Source organism: Pseudonocardia sp. ICBG1142, from assembly GCF_020496255.1.
Lineage (GTDB): Bacteria > Actinomycetota > Actinomycetes > Mycobacteriales > Pseudonocardiaceae > Pseudonocardia.
In genome coordinates this window covers 1-17,486 of the sequence record NZ_JAHLJC010000001.1, presented here as the reverse complement: position 1 = coordinate 17,486, position 17,486 = coordinate 1, and the positions used below count along the sequence as shown (strand labels likewise).

Here is a 17,486-nt window from a genome sequence, read left to right as displayed (position 1 = left end):
CCCACGACGGTCTTGGAACGTGAACTCGCGGTCGTTGTCGACGAGCTAGACGCTCGTGATCACCGGCTGCTCACCTCCGTTAGGCTCGGGCTGCGAGGAAACTCGCGCGGTTCAACATGTGGTCGATGTCGACGGTCTCCCGCACGTGGATGTCACCGAACTGGATCGTGCGGCGTACACTCTGTCGACCGTCGCGTGCGGTGGCGCGGTCCCGGTGGACCTGACGTAAGGCCGCTGATGCCGTCGACCACTGGTGCGGTGTCAGCACGGCTTCGGGCTCGCCGTGTGTGCGGATCGTCTGGTAGCCGTCGACAGCTGCCAGCCAGCCGCCGTTGCGGTAGCCGCCCTTCCGGTTGAAGCCAGCGGCCAGTGACCCGTAGCGCTTGATCGACCACCGCATGCCCGCGAGAATGTTCGACAGCGGGTCGCGCTGGCCGAAATTGTGCCGGGGATCAGCGTAGGCGCGGTACGTGGACCCGATGACCTGCATAAGCCCAATCGACGGGTCACCCCGGCGTGCGTTGGAGTCCCACAAGTTGATCGCGTTCGGATCGCCGGAGGACTCCTGGTTCATGCGACGCAGAACCACCGGCAGCAGCGACGCCGGTTGACCAAGCATGCCAAGCGCCTACAGCACCAACGGAGCCCACCGCTGAACACCGGTGCCCGGAACATCGCCGCCCGGTGCGCCGCCGGAGTCGCCCGCGATGCCGAACAGCTTGTCCCGTGTGCTGTCGAACAACGTGTCGACCTGGCCGCGCGCCATGAGATGCGGCAGCTCTCCACCGCCGAACAGCGACTTGACACTGTTGCGCAGTGGACCCGTCACCGCGTCGAACAGGGCCCTGACCTTGTCGAGCATCCAGTTGTAGCCGGACTCGACCCAGCCCGACACCGTGTCGGCGAGACCTCCGCCCGCGTTGGCCCAATGCACATGGTTCACGTGACCCGCGCGGGTCTGTGGATTATACGTGTGGGGCCGACCGGATTTCAGATTCACCGCGCCTGGCTGTGTGTGAATCAGCTCGTAACTGCTCGGATAATTGCTGGCGATCCACCGGTTGACCGACAGCATAAACGGCATGTCTAGTGGCCGTGGACCTGCAATGTCAATTGCTTTTCCTCTGCCGTGCATGTCGGCAGCGCCCGGCCGCATAGTGTCAGTGATGCGGGCCCGTGGGATTCCCTGCTTAATCGCCGCCGACAGTTCTTGCCACGTCACCGGCCCACCGGTGGCGAAAGCCGGTAATCCGCCGGTCAGCAACCGTTCACGCCATCGAGCAACAGCTCCGTGACCGCCCGCAGCACGTACTTCCCGCGCGGTCAGTACGTGCTCGCCGTGGGACAACCGGGCAATGATGGAATCGCTGGTCGCACTGCCGGGCCCCCGGACAGCACCGCCGACAGCAAACGTCGGCGCGGGCTTGAAGTCCGGTAACGGGATAATCGCTTTCGCCTGGTTCCAGAGGCCGCCGATGCCCTTGTTGTACACAGTGTCGACCACCCACACGACAGGCTTTTTGAAGCCGTCACGCAACCGATCCCACACGCCGACGATGCCGTCGACCAACAACGTGAATGTGTCTTTGAACCAGCGGACGCGGTCCGCGAACGCCTGAAACAACGGGTGCAGATGCGTGCCATACACCGACGTGAACATGTCCGACATCCGCTGCCAGCCAGCTTTGATCAGGTCGAACACCGGCGATAGGGCATTGTTCCACAGCCAGCTGCCGACAGCGGCAAACGCCCGAAACACAGGCGCCACAATCGTGTCGTAGCACCACTGGATCAGAGTACACATGAGCTGCCACGCCAACTTGATGCCGTTACATGCGGGTCTCAACGCGTTCTCGCTCAGCCAGCTAGCCATCTCGGCGAAAGCCTCGAACGTCGGCTTAATCAGCGTGTCGTAGCACCACTGGAACGCGACGCCGAGACCCTTCCAGGCAAGTACCAGCGGACCGATCGCCAGCGCAATGATCGCCTGGCCGACAAAGATGGCGATATCGTGGAATAGGTCGAGAACTGGTTTAATCAGCGTGTTCCAGGTCCACGAGATCGCATCTCCCAGGCCCGTCCAGGCCACAGTGAATACGCTGGATATCCAGTCGCCCACCGATTGCAGCTTCGCCCACAAATTGAGAATGCCTTCGCGGAACCAGTCCACATTGTTCCAAGCCCACACGATGGCTGCGACGAACGCCGCCAGCGCGATCACGACGAGCGCAATCGGATTTGCCGCCATGACCGCGTTGAACGCCGCCTACGTAACCGTGCAGATTTTCATCCACGTATTGACCAGCATTTGCTTCGCAACGGTCCACGCGAGCCCGTTGCGGAACGCTGCGTACGCATTCGTGCACAATTCCACGGACTTCTTGGCGCCGTCCCACGCAATTTTCGAACCCTGCACGACCGGCGTCAACGCAAGCTGCGCAGCCTATACGGATGCCACCGCGATCTTCTGACCGATGAACGCCGCAGACACCGCGCCGATCGCGATACCCAGAGCCGCCGCGACCGACTCGTGCGCCGAGAGCCAGTCGCCGAACTCGCCCAGCACGTTCATGAGCGGCCGTAACGCGACCATCGCGGCACCAAACGCGACGCCGAGCCCTACCATGATGCCCCGGAACACCGGAAGCGCGCCCTGGACGAGTCGCGCGACCGCTGACCGGAAGTCCTCGATCGCAGCCGTGACACCCCAGTCGTCAGCGGTCCTCTTGATCTCCCGGAACGTGCCGGGGATTTGCCGGAGCCCGTCACTGACTCTCGCGCCGAGCTGTGCGATCTGTGGCGCCCACCGGTCGGTCATGGGCTCCAGCATCTCGCCGAGCGTTATGCGCACGTTGTCAGTGGCGATCTTCCACTGGTTCTTCATCGATGTACTGGCGCTCTCGGAGCCAGCAATCGTCATCTGGAATGCTTTACTGCTTCCGCTGCCGATCGTGGTCAGCACGTCGTCGATCTTCACGACGCCTTCGGTGACCATCTTCTTGAGCTGTTCGGTCGTGACGCCCATGTGCTCGGCAAGCGAGGCATAGATCGGGACGCCGGTCTAGGACAGCTGCTGAAGGTCCGAGGCGTACACGCGGCCGGAGTTGACCATCCGCAGCAGCGCGTCGTTGGCGCGTTCCATCGCGGACGAGTCGCCGCCAGCATTCGTGATCGAGGCGCCCACATTGCGGAGGACATCTTCGGCCTGCTGGCCCTTGACGCCCATGTAGGCGAGCTGCTGGCTCGCTTTCGCGTAGGCCTGGTACTCGATCGGTGAGTTCGACGAGAGCCGCTTCAACCGCTCCATCATGTCCCCGGCGTCCTGCGCGGACCCGTAGAGTCCCGTCAGCGTCAGCCGCGTGTTCTAGATGTCCTGTGCGGCCTGTAGTGCGCTGGAGCCGAGGCTTCCGAGTCCCACGGCGGCTGCGAGCCCACCGGCCCTCCGTGCGACACCTCGCAGTGGAGTGTCGATGCCGTTCTGGATCGATGCACCAATCGACTGGGCCGTTGCACGGATAGAGGTTCCCACGCGGGCGAACGTGGAGCCGAGTCCGCCAATCGCGCGGCGACTGACACCGCCGAGTGTGCCCATGCGCCCGGAGAACGCCGATGACGCCGCGCCGAGCTGTGTGAACCCGGCATGGAAGTTCCGCAACGGTTGCGCTGCGGCCTCGAACGCGCGGCGACTGAGCCCACCCAACGAGCCCATGCGACCGGTCAACGCCGATGCGGCACCATCGGCGCTACGGAAGCCCGCGTGGAAGTTCCGTAGCGGCGCCGACGTGCTGTCGAGTGCCCGGCGCGTCGTCGCACCGAACTGGTGCATGCGCGCCGCGACACCGTTCGCCGTCGACTCCACGCGTTGAAAGCCCGCCGCGAACTGCGCTACGGCTGCCGACGCACGTGGCATCTGCGCTGCGAACGCCTGCGCCACGCGCACGGACGCACGCGCCGCATGGCTCTGCACGCTGTCGAACGCGCGACGCATGCCGACGACCATGCGATCGGTCGCGACCCGCATGGGTACACGCACCGGCTGGAGCTTCGCAGCGGTCAGATCACGGCGGACCTGACGTTGGAAGCCGCGCACATCGGGTACCACGCGGACACTGACCTGGGCGGTCGTGAGCGCCACTGTCGTTCACCTTCCTGGTGTAAGCACTGCTGAGAGCGCATCGAGCTGTTGACGTGACCGACGCCGCTCAAGCCGGTCGAACGCGGTCTCCGGTCTCGGCATGAATCGGGTCGACGGCGCCCGACCGCTCTCGGAGTTCACCGCGACCACCGTCGTGCGCAGCGACAGCAACAGGTCCGCGATGTCGGTCAACCGCGCAAGCACCGGGTCATAGCCCCGGTAGCTCGGCGCCACGCGATCAGCACCGGCGTCGCCCTGAACGCCCATGCGTTCGGCGTACTCGTCGTCATCGAGCATCGCGGCTTTGAACGAGCCGTGCTCCGGCAGCCGCGCGCTGAGCCGCACGAGTTTGCTCCACCGGTGTTCGCCGCGGAACCAGTCCAGAAGATCGAGCCCCAGCTCATGGTGCAGGTCGTATTCCAGCTCGGGTCCGTAGCGGTCGATGAGCTCCCAGCAGCGGATCAGTTTCCCATGTCGTCGAGACCCAGATCGCGCATCACGTCGGTGACGAGAGCTTGTAGCGCGGTGATCGGCTCATCCCCGGCGACCCGGCGCAGCTTCGCACCGTTCTCGTCGCCGAAGAGCACGTCGATCTGGGACCACTGGTCGTTCGCGTCCAGCGTCGACAACCGCTCCATCGCCGTCGACGACGGCACATACACGCGCACGACGCCCTCAGCGCCGAGATCGACCTCGGAGTACTTCTCGCGGGACTCGCGGACATAGGCGTCCCACGACCTGCGCTCAGACCTGCTGCTCATCACTTCGTCGGCCCGGGCTTGGCAGCGTCATCATCGGAACCGGAACCGGAACCGTTGCCACCTCGCGGCGGCTTCGGCGCAGGCTCAGGCGACGGCGACGGCGACGGCGAGTCTCCGCTGAAGTCCATGTCGGCGGCCCTCGACTCAAAGCCGGGCCCCGCGAGCACCTGCCGGAAGCTGTACTTGAGGTCCTGGTCCACGGTGGCAGACCACGTCAGTGGATACGTCAGCGCGTCCTCATCCGACCAGGTCAGCTCGCCGTACTCGGAGATCGTCGCGCGCGGCAGCACGTTGATCACGTAGAACGCGTCGCTCCCGGAGCCGTCGATGCCGATCGCGATCAGGCGCCAGTAACGCGTCGACGGCGCGACCTGACGCGTGTAGCTCAGCTCCCCGTCGACAAGTCGGGCCTCCGACAGGTCCACGTTGTTCGACAGCTCCAGCGTCAGCCGCGAGGTCTCCTGCGCGGTCATCGCGAGCCCGGTGACGTCCTTGGTGATGTCACGGCGCGTGGGCTCCACCGAGCCGTGGGACTCGATGTCGCTGCTGTCGGTGTCACGGGACCACTTGTAGCCGTCCTTCTTCGACACCCAGCCGATCGTGCGGTACTCCGGCGGCAGCTCCTGCAGCGCGCCAGCCACGGTGAACGTCTCCGGCACCGGTGCGCTCATCGGCGCCACCGCGACCACCGCGTCGAGAACCTTGCGAATGTTGCCTGCCTTCGCACGCTTGAGCGTGAGAAGGTCCGTGTCAGCCATGTGAGCTGTCCTCCATGTAGGGACTGCGTCTGCGCAGTCCGAATCGGTAGCTGGAACTCACCGCGCGGATGTCCAGCCGTGGGTCCGAGAGCTGCTGAGCGGGCGTGACGGTCGACGCGGTGTCGATCAACACCGTGTCGACGACGGTCGCGGCACACGCGAGTACCCGCTGCCGTACGAGACCGTCGAGCGCCCATGACTCCACGCGCGTGGCGCCGTAGCACGTGGTCTCCACGATCGGAGAATCGGTGAGGCCATCGTCGGAGCCGCCGGTCCGGCTCACGCGCACCATCGGCGGTGTGAATCCCTCCGGTGCCTCGGTCACCGTCGGCGCGATGTCGGCGAACAGTGTCACGAGCACCTGTTCGATGTCCGGGAACGGCTCCATGTCGCTCATGCCGACTGCGCTGTACGCCGGAGCCAGAACGAGCCGCGCATACGGCTCGTGCCGAACTCGACTGATGCCGCGTACGGCGCGCTCACCGTGACGTGTGCGACCACGCGGTCGCGCGTGGTGCCGCTGTTGCGCTCGGTGAAGACGTCTACAGAGCCCGCGAGAGCCCCGGTGCGTCGCGGTGCGCTGGCTTGCGCCGATCGCGCGATTCGCCGAGCGACCGCAGCAAGCTCCCGTTCGAGCCTGTCGCTGTTGAGCACCTGCGACAGGTCCACGGAACCTTCATAACGCACGACCTGTCACCCTTCGTATCGTTTTAGCTGCACTACGTAACCGCCGAGTCGTGACGTGAACGGGGACTCCGCACGGGCCGGAACACCGTCCACGTCGAACCAGCTGCCGTCGATGTTGACTTGATCGCCTGCACGGGCCTCCGTGCTCTGTGCGGGCACATAGCACTCGATCCGAGTGCTCGTGCGGTTCTGGCGGCCGTCGGAGTCGTCATGGCTCGACGCGATCCCGATCACCCACGGACTCGTGTCCCAGAACTCGGCGGCCTCCGCGCGGTCGCCGAACGCATCCGGTGGACCCGGTCGACGAAGTTTCACCCGGCGCCTCATGCGAAGTCCCACCACCAGTCAGGTTTCGAGCCACGGCGAACACCGTCGTCGGCTGCACTGATCACCGGCCGGATCGTGAACGCCCCGGTCGCGAGCCCCAGCAGCGCCCACTCGTCTGCGGTGAGCCAGTCGCCGGAGCCCGTCGACGACTGGTCCCGGATCGAGAACGGCCCGATGACCTCGAAACTGCTGGTACCGCCGGTCGGATTACTGATCCGCCGCGCGACGACACTCGCGATCACGTAGTTGACTCGGTCGGCGAAACCGGCCTCACGCGCCACGCGGTCGTCGAGGTCCGGTATCCGCGCCCGCAAGCGTGCTTCGGTCATGGCGATCATGCGCGCGGCGAACTCGCGCTCGGTGTCGGCGAGCTCCCGCATGAGCAGCGTCTCGACGTCAGCGACCGTCGCGTGCATTCCGTCGGCCTCCCGCAGGTCGATGGCCCCAGATGGAATCCGGGGGTCGTACCGGTCGCGACTCCGGTGGAGTCGACTCCGCTGGTTCCGGGGATTCGGTCACCGGGTCCGACTCGGGCTCCGGTGGGTTCGACTCCACGGGGTCCGTAGCTGATCCCGGTGGAGTCGGCTCCGGCCCGGGCGACCCGGTAGCTGGTCCCGGCTCCGGTGCCGGAGGAGTCGACTCCGCTGGTTCCGGTGTCGGCTCCACCGGGACCGCGATCAGCTCCGGTGTTTAGGCCTGCTCCGGGTCCTTGGCGGGCTTACGACCGCCGCTGGCAGCAGCAGGCTTTGCCTTGTCGCCGCTGGTCGCGAGTTCCCACGCGACGAATGCGGTCGGGTCGTTGACGTACCAGCCGAAGGTGCACTCGGCGAGCACCGCGACCTGGTTCGTCTCCCACATCGAGACTCCGCGCACGACCGCCTGGTCCGAGACCTTGATCCGGATCGCGTCGGCGAAGCCGTAGGCGAACTGGGAGAAGTCCCCGCCGATCAGCTTCACGTCGGTACCGGCGTTGTTCCCGATACGACCGGAGACCGCCTTGCCGAACGCCACCGGTAGGCCCAGGAAGCTTCCGACCTGCGCGGTCAGGTTCACCGGGCCCTTGGACTCGACCCCGGTGGCATATGCCAGGTTCCCGAGCCGGTCGCGTGCTGTGGCGAGCTTCGCACGGAACTGCGGGTGCGCGGCAAAGCCGGTGAAGTCGAAATTCTTCTGCTCCGCCGACACGATCAGGTCGTAGCCGGTGAGAATCTGCTCCACGAGACTGTCGGTCGCGTTGACCTGCAGCTTATGGTCGTCGGGGATCGAGCCGATCACGGAGCCGTTGGCGTCGGTGCCCTGGATCGGCTCACCGGTCAGCGAGTTACGGTTGTGGAACGCCGCGAGCTCCACCGCGCGGGAGATCGCGCCGGACAGCTTACCCGCAAGCTCGCTGTAGAGCCCGTCCGGATTCGCCCGCAGGAACTCCTCCGACACGGGCACGATCGTCGCGAACTTCACCGGCGAGAACGTACGCTCCTCACCGTAGGCGAAACCCGACAGCGGCTTGAGGTGACCCTCACGCTCGACGAGCTTCGTGCCGACGCCGACCTGACCGGCCTCGGGATTCGTCGACGCCCGCCGGATCACGTTCTCTCGGATCGACACCGGGATCTGCTATCCCAGGGACAGCAGCGACGAGTTCTCCGCGACCTTGGTGAAGATGTCGCCCGAGACCTCCTTCGGCAGTAGATGCTCTGGCGTGTCCGGGCGCCCGAGGCGTCCCTGACCGTGCGCGATGTCGTCGGTGAACCGGGGATCGATGGGCGCGCCAGAGGCGACATTCACCGGGGCCATAGTCTTCGTCCTTCGTGTAGTGGTCAGTCCCGCCCTAGCTGCGCCTGAATCAAGTCGCGGAGCTGGTTCGCGGGATCAAGTGGTGCAGCATCGCGACGGTTACCGCGACCCTGCGAGTGGTCGACACCGTGCGCGGTGGACCCAGTCGGCGCCGGACGTGTCTGTGTGAACATCCGTGCGAGTTCCACCGCGTCGGCCGTGATCTCGGCGGCATCGGTGCCGCGCAGTCTCGACGCGAAGTCCTCCACGTTCTCCAGCGGCACGCCTGCGTTCACCGTGGCCCGGTAGCGCAGATGCTCCAGTTGGGCCGTGTTCAGCGCCTCCACGTGCTGCGCGTTCTGCTCGGTGAGCTGCTGGTTCTACGCGGTCAGCGCGTTCTCGGAGCTTCGCCGTCGGGCGCACTCGTCGCGCACCGCGCGGAGCTCCTTACGCCAGTGCTCGGGAAGTTCCTCGAACTTGAGCTCGGCCGTGGCGCCAGTGTCGGTGTCTGTCATGGGTCCTCCTGGGGCCTCATGCGGCTCGCCGGGAGCCGTCGGTAGCCAGTGAGCGCCGGAACGCGGTCACTGCTGAGGCACCCGTGGTGCCTCGTGTGGAATCGATCCACTGCTGCTCTGCGCGCATGAACTCTGCGCGACCTGGAAATGAATGTTTTGTGAACACCGGTACGACGACGCAATCACAGTGATTGTGGAAACTCGTCATGGCTCCCGCGCTGACAGCCGACCGGTACACGGGCCCACGGCTGATCAACATCAGGCAAAACGCACACGACGACGTGCCGCCGCTGGTGCGCGCGAACCCGAGCGCGGACCGATCTGTGTGCGTCAGGTCCATGACTCGCAACCGTGGCGCAGCACGTGTGTGTCGAGTCACGGTCGCTACCGCGTGTGGCAACGACGTGAACCGGTGCCCCGGCCGCAGACCCACACGCGCGAGACCCGACGCGAGCGCCGAAGAGCCATAGCGCCGCTACGGTAAGCTGACATGCGACCGCGCGCCGACGTGAACGTCACGTTGACTCTGGTAGAACTCGTCCGCCAGGTGCTCCAGCACCCGACGGGCGCCGAGCACCGTGGACTCCAACGCCCCCGCGACCGCGACGACATCAGACTCGACCGGCTCCGCATCCAACAGCGGCGTCAACACCGACGCTGCTGCCACACTCACACGAGCCGCGACGACGTTCTGGGACCGCTTGAACTCACTCAACCGCACCGCGTGGAGCTTCCTCGCGCGGTGGCGGCACCAACGACTCAAGTACCTGCTGCAACGGATCACCCGACATTAGCGACCGGTACAAGGCCCGCTTGTCCGCGTCATAGCCGAGTTCCAGCCACGCGCCTTCCACCGGCAGAATCCGCGACTGCACGAGCTTCACGACCGCATCAGCTTTCGCCGCCACCGTGGGCGTCGACGCATCCGACCACGTCGTCGACACCGGTAACTGTGCACCCGCGACCAGCCGCAACGCGATGTCACTGACCTGCGACCACGCGGAGCCGAACCCAGACTGCTTACGTTCAGCACGCTTGACATGCCGCGACTCGCCCGAGCGGATCGCATCGGCAGAACTCGGATTCCCGTTCGGCGAAATCCCCAGATAGTGCACCGGTAGGCCCGTCAACGACGACACGACCTTGCCGTACAGCTCAATCGTCTTCGTGAAGTTCTCAAGGCTTGCCCCGTCGAGCTGCACCACGCGGGCCTCAGCGTTGCTCAGCGCGTTCAACCGGCCGAGATAGCCCTCCCACACCGGGATCGGCTCGCCGGTTTCCGCGTCCACGAAGTCATCGCGCGATGCACCGATCACGTACCTCGACGGCACCGCCAGTGTCTCCGACGCCGCCGACAGATTAGTCGCCGTCCGACACACCGCGTCCACGATGGTCATCACGTCTTTCATCTCGGTCTCACCGAACCAGTCGGTGACCCGAGACCTGTTGACCACCGGCACGACCGGCACGACACCCAACCGGTGTTCGTCCTCGTCCACGAGATGCCAGCGCGCATGACGCTGCTGGTAGCTTCTCGTGACGTTCGGCCCATACAACGTCACGAACAGCTCGCCGGTCTCCGGCTCAATGTAACGGCGCAGAGCCGCCCGCAAGTGACGCCCGAACTGGTCGAACTCCACCGTAAGCGCCTCGGAAGACTCCACCGTATAACGCGGCACCGACGGCTCGTCCGGATCACGGCCGACGACCACAAACGCGATGCCTTGCACGAGAGCTTCCGTGTGCGCCGCATCGGAGGCAACCACCATGTCGTTGCGCTTCCACCACGACCACAGCAGCTCATCGGCGCCCGGATCACCCGTGCGGAAACCGCTGACATCGAGTCGTTCGGCTAACGCGTCCACCGTGGTCCGGCACCAGTTCACCACCGTCTGAAGCGACTGCATTTCCGGCGGCGTCGCAAGACCCAACATCGCCAGGCGCTGCGAGCCTCGATAATAGCGGTCCCGCGTCCGCCGCTTCCACTAGAGGCTGCTGCCCGTCGCGAGCAACCGCTCGATCAGCTCCACATCCGGCATCACCGAAACACCACTACCTTTGAGCCCTGAGATCGCCGTGTGTACGCGTCGGACTCCAACACCGATCGGCGCATGAGTCGTGCGAGTACCAACGACACCGCACCATCGATCTTACGGTCCCGGTGACCGCGCCCCAGCGACACGTATTCTCGATACGGGCGGCGCTGAGCGTTGACCACATGCGTCGTCAACAGCGGGTCCCCGACATGCGGGCACGACTTGTTCGCGATGTCGTCTGCGACGAGTTCTGCGGCCCGCGCGACATCGAGCTTCAACGCGCGCATGTCGAAACCAATCAGGTGCTTCGCCGACGCATCAAGCCACAGCCGATCGCCGTACGCGGTCGGCCAGTCCACCAACACGCGACCTTCCAACGGATGTACGTCCGCAGCGAACGCGCGGACCTGAAACCGATCGAATGCGTCCGCGACAGCCGCGTCGAGCGCCGCCACGTCCAGGTCCCGATGCATCGTCGCTGGGTCCCACGTGAATAGCGGCTGTGCGAGCCCGTCCGACAGTCGACAGCCGATAAGGACCGTGGCGTCTTCGGTGAGCGCCGGGTCTAGAGCCAGCACGATCTCGTCGCCATCGACGATTCGATCGTCACACGCGTTGGCGTCCCAGTCCTGTTTCGAAACCCATGAACTCAGGTCCGACACGATCAGATTCCCGAATTCGCGCATGGAACTCGCCACGGGTTTCATCGGCGCCATGATCTTTGACAGAACCTGCGACTGGTTCACCCACGGACACTCATCGTAAATGTATGCCAGTGTCCGTTCGATCGACGCCGGGTCCGACCAATCGGTGTCTGCGGATGCCTCCCGCGACCAATACAACAGCGGACGCTCGTTCACTGTAGCACCAGTGCGTTCGTTAAGCCAGCTATCGTAGATGTCTTCCGCGACGGAGCCCGAGCCCGGTGACCATGTGTTCATGAGTGCGAGCACCCGGGAACCGTCGACCTTCGTCGCGTTGTCGTCAATGGTCTCCCACAAGCGTCGACCACCGTTGGACACTGTCCACTCGGAACACTCGTCCGCGATGACCAATGTCGGGCGAGAGCCGCGAATCGTGGCAGCCCGCGAGGAGACCACGGTGATTTTGCCACCGGCTACGTTACGGGCCCCCGGCGAGAAGATGTGCTTCTTGCCGGGGTCCAGATCGTAGTTCTTGACGAGTTCTGTGCCGCGCGCGTTCCAGCCCGCAACATAGTTGAACGTGTTCTAAGTCTGGCTCTCCGAGACCGCCGCGATCTGAATCAGTGGCATCGACTGCCGTCGACCCAGGAGCTCACCGCAGCGGTTCCGAGACTGGAACCCATTGAATCGCACGGGCCCCGTGAGTTCCACGGTCGCGAGCCAGGCTCCCAGCGGAGACTTCAGCGAGCCGCGCGCGAGCCTAATCGCGCCGCCACGGTAGTAGAACTCTCCGTCGTCGCGTAGCCGGTACCAGTGGCAAATGAACGCGTACTACGACCGCGTGGGTACGAACAAAGCGCCCGCAGACTTGCCGTCGAGGACCCGGAGACCGTTCTCCAGGGACCACCTCACGATCGCGGGACCCAGTGTCGCAAACATGTCAGGTTCGTACGGTGGCAGCGTGTCGGTTCCGACGAGGGGCTCGGTCATCAGGGTCTCTCCGGTGCGGTAGGGTGCTCTGACCTGGGACTTTGGCAGACGTGTGTGATGACCATCATGATTCGGGAACACGAGCGCGGACGCGGTGCCGTAGATGACGAAGTCGTACTGCTCCAGGGTGGTGCCTACCAGGCCTGCCCACGCGGCCCTGCGGGTCGCCCGCGGGTCGGCAGGGCGGTCGGCGGCCCTGACCGTGTTGTCCGGTGTGGTTCCGCTCGTGTCCATACGTCCTCGGATGGATCGGGCCCCGCTACGGGGCGGTGGTCGACGGGTGGGGTGGGTCGCTCATCCGCGCGGACGGACGACGACCTTCAGGTGGCGCGGATCGGCACCCGGGGCACGGAGCGCGGCGGGTGCCTCGTCGAGGGCGAACCGGCCGGTGAGCACACCGGCGAGGTCCACCCGGCCGGATGCGGCGAGCCCGACGGCGGTCGGGAACGCGTGCGCCGAGCGGAAGGAGGCGTTCAGGTCGATCTCCCAGCGCTGCATGAGTGCCAGCGGCAGGCCGTCGACGGACGGCGGCGCCTGCCCGACGACGGTCGCCGGCCCGCCGGGGCGAGCGCGTGCATGCCCTGCCACAGCGCGGCGGGCACCGCGGAGCACTCCAGCAGACGGTCGAAGGCGGCGGCCGGCAGGTCGTCGCGGGCGGTGTTGACGACGGCGGTCGCGCCGAGCGCGGCTGCACGGTCGAGCCGGGCGTCGTGCACATCGGTGACGACGACGTCGTGCGCCCCGGCGGCCCGCGCGACCTGCGCGACCAGCACACCGATCGGCCCCGCCCCGGTGACCAGTACCCGGTGCCCGGTCACGACCCCGGCGCGGCGCACCGCGTGCACGGCCACGGCGAGCGGCTCGACCAGGGCAGCGGTCTCGGTGTCGAGGGTGTCGGGCAGCGGGTGCACCGCGCGGGCAGGGACCACCCGGTAGCCCGACATCGCCCCGTGCGTGGGCGGCGAGCCGAGGCAGGTGCCTGCGGGGCACAGGTGGTAGGCACCCGAGCGGCAGGTCGGGCACGTCCCGCACCCGACGGCGGGCTCCACCGCGACCCGGGTCCCGACGGCGGGACCGTCGACGTCGTCGCCCAGCTCGACGACCACACCGGCCGCCTCGTGCCCGAGCACCATCGGGGCGCGCAGCACGTTGCGGCCGTTGCGCCCGTCGGTGAAGTAGTGGACGTCGGAACCGCAGACCCCGACCGCCTCCACGGCGACGAGCACCTCCCCGGGTGCGGGCCGGACGACCGGGATGTCCTCCACCCGGAGGTCGAAGGCGGCATGCAGCACGGCCGCGCGGGTGCGATCCGGGATCACGGGAGCGGTCATGCGGCGGTCCCTCCCACCAGCGGCCTCGGCGACGGCGGCGTCGACGCCGTGCCGGGTCAGGACGATGAACAGGTCGGTGACGCGGTCGGCGAAACCCGGGTCCGGGCTCGCCGCCGAGCAGTGCGCAGGCCGCACGGACGTGGTCCGCGGCCGGGCCGGTCGCCGTGGCGGCGAGCCGCTCGCGGGCCGGCTCGTGCATCGCGGCGGCATGCGGGCCGGGGTCGTACCCCGGCGGCGGCGCGACGCAGGCCAGCCACGCGGCGACGGTGAGCGCCAGGTGATGGGGCATGCGTCCGGCGGCCACGTGCTCGGCCGCCGGGCCCGGGACCCGCTGGGCGAGTTTCAGCGAGCCGTCCGAGCCGACCTGGCGGGTGCGGTGGCCGAGCGCGGTGTTCGACCAGCGCTCCACCAGCCGGGCGGCGTAGGCGTCGATGTCGACGCCCGCGGGCACCGGGACGGTGGGCCGGTACTCGTCGTGCAGGACCCGCTCGGCAGCGGCGCGGACGGCCGGGTGCGCCATGGCACCGGGGATGAGGTCCTGCCCCGCCAGTGCGCCGAGGTAGGCCAGCAGCGAGTGGGTGCCGTTGAGCAGCCGCAGCTTGAGCAGCTCGTAGCCGGCGACGTCGTCGGTGAACACCGCGCCCGGGACACCGCGACCGGCCGACTCCCAGGCCGGGCGGCCCGCGGCGAACCGGTCCTCCAGCGCCCACATGCTGAACGGCTCGGCGGGGACCGGGACGGCGTCGTCGACACCGGTGAGGCGGGCGGCGGCGGCCCGGGTGGCGTCCGTGGTCGCGGGGACGATCCGGTCCACCATGCTGTTCGGGAAGGTCACCCCGGCCAGATAGGCGGTGAGCTCCTCGCGCTCGGCCTGGGCCATGGCGTGGGCGAACCCGTGCACCAGCCGGGCGGTGGTGTCGCCGTTGCCGAGCAGGTTGTCGCAGCTCAGCACGGTGACGGGAGCCGCGCCGGCGCGGGCCCGGTGCAGCAGCCCACGGGCGACCAGGCCGATCGCGGTGCCCGGAGCGGCGTCACCGCGCAGGTCGGCGCGGACACCGGGGTGGTCGAGGTCGAGCCCGCCGGTGACCGGGTCGAGCGTGTAGCCGTGCTCGGTCACCGTGAGCGAGACGATCCGGGTGCCGGGGGCGGACAGCGCGGCCAGCACCGCGTCCGGCTCCCGGGCGGCGACCCGCACCCCGGTGTGCACGGCCGGGACGACGGCGCGCTCCCCCGCCGGGGAGATCTCGACGACGGCGTAGCGCAGGTCCTGGGCGACCATGGCGTCGGCGACGGCGGTGCTGCGCGGCGCCACGCCCAGGACCCCCCAGGGCCCGTCGGCCGCGTCGAGCGCGGCGGCGGTGTGCACGGCCTGGTGGGCGCGGTGGAAGTTGGACAGTCCGAGGTGGACGATTCCGGGGTGCTGCCGGGCCGGCACGGCCCTCACCAGTCCGTCATCGAGCCGTCGCGACGGCGCGCGACCGGCAGCAGGGCGGGCTCGTAGGGGAACCGGGCGGCGAGCGCCTCGTCCACGTCGACACCGAGCCCGGGGGCGTCGCCGGGGTGCAGGTGGCCGTCGACGCAGCTCCAGGCGTGCCGGAACACCTCGTGTGCCGGTCCGGGGTGACCCATGTACTCCTGGATCCCGTGGTTGGGCGTCGCGAGCGCGACGTGCAGGGCCGCGGCCATCGCGACCGGCGACACGTCCGACGGGCCGTGCGGGCTGATCCGGACCTGCCACGGGTCGGCCAGTGCCGCGAGCCGGCGCAGGGAGCTGATCCCGCCGGCGTGGGTGACGGCGGCCCGGGCGTGGTCGATGAGCTGCTCGGTGATCAGCTGCTGGAACTCCCAGATCGTGGAGAACACCTCGCCGATCGCGAGCGGGGTCGTGGTGTGGGCGCGGACCCGGCGCAGGACCTCCTGGTTCTCGCACGGAGTGACGTCCTCGAGCCAGTACAGGTCGACCGGCTCCAGCGCGCGGCCGAGCCGGGCCGCCTCGATCGGGGTGAGCCGGTGGTGGGCGTCGTGCAGGAGCGCCAGCTCCGGCCCGGTGTGCGCCCGGACCTCGGCGAGCGCGGCCGGTGCGTGGCGCAGGTAGGCCGCGGTGTCCCAGGTCTCCTCGGCGGGCACGGTGCCCCGGCCGGCGGGCTCGTAGCCCGGGCCACGACCGACGCCGTAGACGGTGTCGAGGCCGGGCACCCCGGTCTGGACGCGGACCGCGGTGAACCCGCGCTCGACGGCCGCGTCGACGGCGTCGCACAGCTGCGCGGTCTCCCAGCCGGTGGCGTGGGTGTAGGCGCGCACCCGGTCCCGCACCGCGCCGCCGAGCAACCGGTACACCGGCAGCCCCGCGGTCTTGCCGAGGATGTCCCACAGTGCGAGGTCGACGGCGCCGATCGCGGTCATGGTGACCGGGCCGCGCCGCCAGTAGGCGCCCCGGTAGAGGTACTGCCAGGTGTCCTCGATGCGCCCGGGGTCCCGGGCGACGAGCTGCGGGCACAGGTGTTCGCGCAGGTAGGCGGCGACGGCGAGCTCGCGGCCGTTGAGGGTCGCGTCGCCCCAGCCGACGACGCCGTCGGCGGTGGTGAGCTTCAGCGTGACGTAGTTGCGCCCGGGTGAGGTCAGGAGGACCTCGGCCGCGACGATGCGGTCGCTCACCGGGCCACCGCCACCACGTCGCGCAGCTCCTCGCCGGCGACGAGCCGATGCACGTTCGCGCCGATGTCGGCGGCCCGGCCGAGGAAGGTCTGGCGGGTCAGTCCCGACGAGTGCGGGGTCATCAGCACGTTGCCCAGCTCGGCGAAGGGCAGCGACGACGGCGCGGCGTGGGTGCTCCCGGCGGGCGGGTAGCCGTACCAGACGTCGATCGCGGCACCGCCGATGGCGCCGTCGCGCAGGGCCGCGTAGAGCGCGTGCTCGTCGACGAGCGGGCCACGGCCGACGTTGACCAGTACGGCTCCGGGGCGCATCGCGGCGAGCTCGGATGCGCCCAGCAGCCCCTCGGTCTCCGGGGTCAGCGGCGCACTGACCACGACGACGTCGGCGACGGCGAGCAGCTCACCCAGCCGGTCGGCGGTGCTGCCCGCCCAGTCCAGGCCGGTGGCGGTCGCATCGACCGCGCCGCGCCGGGTCACCGCGACACCGCGGGCGCCGAGTGCACGCAACCGGTCCCAGACGCGGGCCCCGATGTGCCCGAAACCGACGAGGCCCACGACGGCACCGGACAGCGAGTCCACCCATGGCGCGGACGGGTCGTAGGCCGGGGTGGGCCACTCCCCCGCCCGCAGTGCGCGGTCCTGGGCGAGGAACCCGCGGCGCAGCAGGATCGTGGACGCGAGGACGTACTCGGCGATCGAGTCCTCGTGGTGGAAGGTGTTCGCGACGACGCACCCGACGGGCAGCGCGTCGACCACGATCCCGTCGGTCCCGGCACCGGCCGCGTGCACCAGCCGCAGGTCCGGCCCGGCCACGCCGACCTCCTTCGGGCACCGCCCGCCGATCAGGACCTCGGCGCCGGCCACCGCCTCGGCGA

Annotated in this window: 22 protein-coding genes and 2 pseudogenes; all 24 read right to left on the bottom strand. The window is 68.1% G+C overall.

Going from position 1 to position 17,486, the window contains the following annotated elements:
• Positions 1 to 79: 79 nt before the first annotated feature.
• Positions 80 to 574 (bottom strand): transglycosylase SLT domain-containing protein, encoded by a 495-nt coding sequence (locus KPL59_RS00120; protein WP_226358483.1) that lies wholly within the window; start codon positions 572 to 574, stop codon positions 80 to 82.
• Between the two features lie 54 nt (positions 575 to 628).
• Positions 629 to 2,248 carry a hypothetical protein gene (locus KPL59_RS00115; RefSeq protein WP_226359522.1) on the bottom strand — a complete coding sequence of 540 codons (1,620 nt, stop codon included), beginning with the start codon at positions 2,246 to 2,248 and terminating at the stop codon, positions 629 to 631.
• Positions 2,249 to 2,443: 195 nt separating this feature from the next.
• Entirely contained in the window at positions 2,444 to 3,025 is a 582-nt protein-coding gene (locus KPL59_RS00110; RefSeq protein WP_226358481.1) for a hypothetical protein, read from the bottom strand.
• Between the two features lie 36 nt (positions 3,026 to 3,061).
• On the bottom strand, positions 3,062 to 3,349 hold the full coding sequence (locus KPL59_RS00105; protein WP_226351487.1) for a tape measure protein: 288 nt from the start codon (positions 3,347 to 3,349) through the stop codon (positions 3,062 to 3,064).
• 15 nt (positions 3,350 to 3,364) lie between these two features.
• Positions 3,365 to 4,135: a hypothetical protein gene (locus KPL59_RS00100; protein WP_226351485.1), complete on the bottom strand. Its 771-nt coding sequence runs from the start codon at positions 4,133 to 4,135 to the stop codon at positions 3,365 to 3,367.
• Positions 4,136 to 4,141: 6 nt separating this feature from the next.
• Positions 4,142 to 4,480, bottom strand: coding sequence for a hypothetical protein (locus tag KPL59_RS00095; RefSeq protein ID WP_226359521.1), 339 nt, complete (start codon positions 4,478 to 4,480; stop codon positions 4,142 to 4,144).
• Between the two features lie 116 nt (positions 4,481 to 4,596).
• The gene (locus KPL59_RS00090; RefSeq protein WP_226351483.1) at positions 4,597 to 4,896 is read right to left on the bottom strand and encodes a hypothetical protein; all 300 of its coding nucleotides are present in this window, start codon (positions 4,894 to 4,896) and stop codon (positions 4,597 to 4,599) included.
• Positions 4,896 to 5,654 carry a hypothetical protein gene (locus KPL59_RS00085; protein WP_226351482.1) on the bottom strand — a complete coding sequence of 253 codons (759 nt, stop codon included), beginning with the start codon at positions 5,652 to 5,654 and terminating at the stop codon, positions 4,896 to 4,898. Before KPL59_RS00085 ends, KPL59_RS00090 begins: the two co-directional genes overlap by 1 nt.
• Positions 5,647 to 6,051 carry a hypothetical protein gene (locus KPL59_RS00080; protein ID WP_226359520.1) on the bottom strand — a complete coding sequence of 135 codons (405 nt, stop codon included), beginning with the start codon at positions 6,049 to 6,051 and terminating at the stop codon, positions 5,647 to 5,649. Before KPL59_RS00080 ends, KPL59_RS00085 begins: the two co-directional genes overlap by 8 nt.
• Entirely contained in the window at positions 6,048 to 6,323 is a 276-nt protein-coding gene (locus KPL59_RS00075) for an HK97 gp10 family phage protein (protein ID WP_226359519.1), read from the bottom strand. The genes KPL59_RS00080 and KPL59_RS00075 overlap by 4 nt, the downstream gene beginning before the upstream one ends.
• 24 nt (positions 6,324 to 6,347) lie before the next feature.
• The gene (locus KPL59_RS00070) at positions 6,348 to 6,656 is read right to left on the bottom strand and encodes a hypothetical protein (protein WP_226351479.1); all 309 of its coding nucleotides are present in this window, start codon (positions 6,654 to 6,656) and stop codon (positions 6,348 to 6,350) included.
• An 8-nt stretch (positions 6,657 to 6,664) separates the two neighbouring features.
• Entirely contained in the window at positions 6,665 to 7,084 is a 420-nt protein-coding gene (locus KPL59_RS00065) for a Gp19/Gp15/Gp42 family protein (protein ID WP_226351478.1), read from the bottom strand.
• 274 nt (positions 7,085 to 7,358) lie between these two features.
• Positions 7,359 to 8,273: a phage major capsid protein gene (locus KPL59_RS00060; protein WP_226351477.1), complete on the bottom strand. Its 915-nt coding sequence runs from the start codon at positions 8,271 to 8,273 to the stop codon at positions 7,359 to 7,361.
• 9 nt (positions 8,274 to 8,282) lie between these two features.
• Positions 8,283 to 8,453, bottom strand: a complete 171-nt coding sequence (locus KPL59_RS00055) for a hypothetical protein (protein WP_226359518.1) — start codon at positions 8,451 to 8,453, stop codon at positions 8,283 to 8,285.
• 32 nt (positions 8,454 to 8,485) lie between these two features.
• Complete coding sequence (locus KPL59_RS00050) at positions 8,486 to 8,788, bottom strand: hypothetical protein (protein ID WP_226351475.1); 303 nt, start codon at positions 8,786 to 8,788, stop codon at positions 8,486 to 8,488.
• Positions 8,789 to 8,821: 33 nt separating this feature from the next.
• Positions 8,822 to 8,956 carry a hypothetical protein gene (locus KPL59_RS35330; protein ID WP_255676110.1) on the bottom strand — a complete coding sequence of 45 codons (135 nt, stop codon included), beginning with the start codon at positions 8,954 to 8,956 and terminating at the stop codon, positions 8,822 to 8,824.
• Between the two features lie 475 nt (positions 8,957 to 9,431).
• Positions 9,432 to 9,623 carry a hypothetical protein gene (locus KPL59_RS00045; protein WP_226359517.1) on the bottom strand — a complete coding sequence of 64 codons (192 nt, stop codon included), beginning with the start codon at positions 9,621 to 9,623 and terminating at the stop codon, positions 9,432 to 9,434.
• Positions 9,624 to 9,663: 40 nt separating this feature from the next.
• A pseudogene (locus KPL59_RS00040) lies at positions 9,664 to 10,917 on the bottom strand (phage portal protein); the annotation flags it as partial.
• 77 nt (positions 10,918 to 10,994) lie between these two features.
• Positions 10,995 to 11,993, bottom strand: coding sequence for a hypothetical protein (locus tag KPL59_RS00035; RefSeq protein ID WP_226359516.1), 999 nt, complete (start codon positions 11,991 to 11,993; stop codon positions 10,995 to 10,997).
• 927 nt (positions 11,994 to 12,920) lie between these two features.
• Positions 12,921 to 13,124: a hypothetical protein gene (locus KPL59_RS00025; RefSeq protein ID WP_226359524.1), complete on the bottom strand. Its 204-nt coding sequence runs from the start codon at positions 13,122 to 13,124 to the stop codon at positions 12,921 to 12,923.
• On the bottom strand, positions 13,100 to 14,092 hold the full coding sequence (locus tag KPL59_RS00020; protein WP_226359515.1) for an alcohol dehydrogenase catalytic domain-containing protein: 993 nt from the start codon (positions 14,090 to 14,092) through the stop codon (positions 13,100 to 13,102). Before KPL59_RS00020 ends, KPL59_RS00025 begins: the two co-directional genes overlap by 25 nt.
• A 172-nt stretch (positions 14,093 to 14,264) precedes the next feature.
• Positions 14,265 to 15,323 (bottom strand): annotated as a pseudogene (locus tag KPL59_RS37355) (mannitol dehydrogenase family protein); the annotation flags it as partial.
• 74 nt (positions 15,324 to 15,397) lie between these two features.
• A complete protein-coding gene (gene manD / locus KPL59_RS00010) occupies positions 15,398 to 16,612 on the bottom strand; it encodes a D-mannonate dehydratase ManD (RefSeq protein WP_226359514.1) in 1,215 nt (404 codons plus the stop codon).
• A partial coding sequence (locus KPL59_RS00005; RefSeq protein ID WP_226359513.1) for a 2-hydroxyacid dehydrogenase occupies positions 16,609 to 17,486 on the bottom strand: 878 nt, incomplete at its 5' end. The genes KPL59_RS00005 and manD, both read right to left, overlap by 4 nt.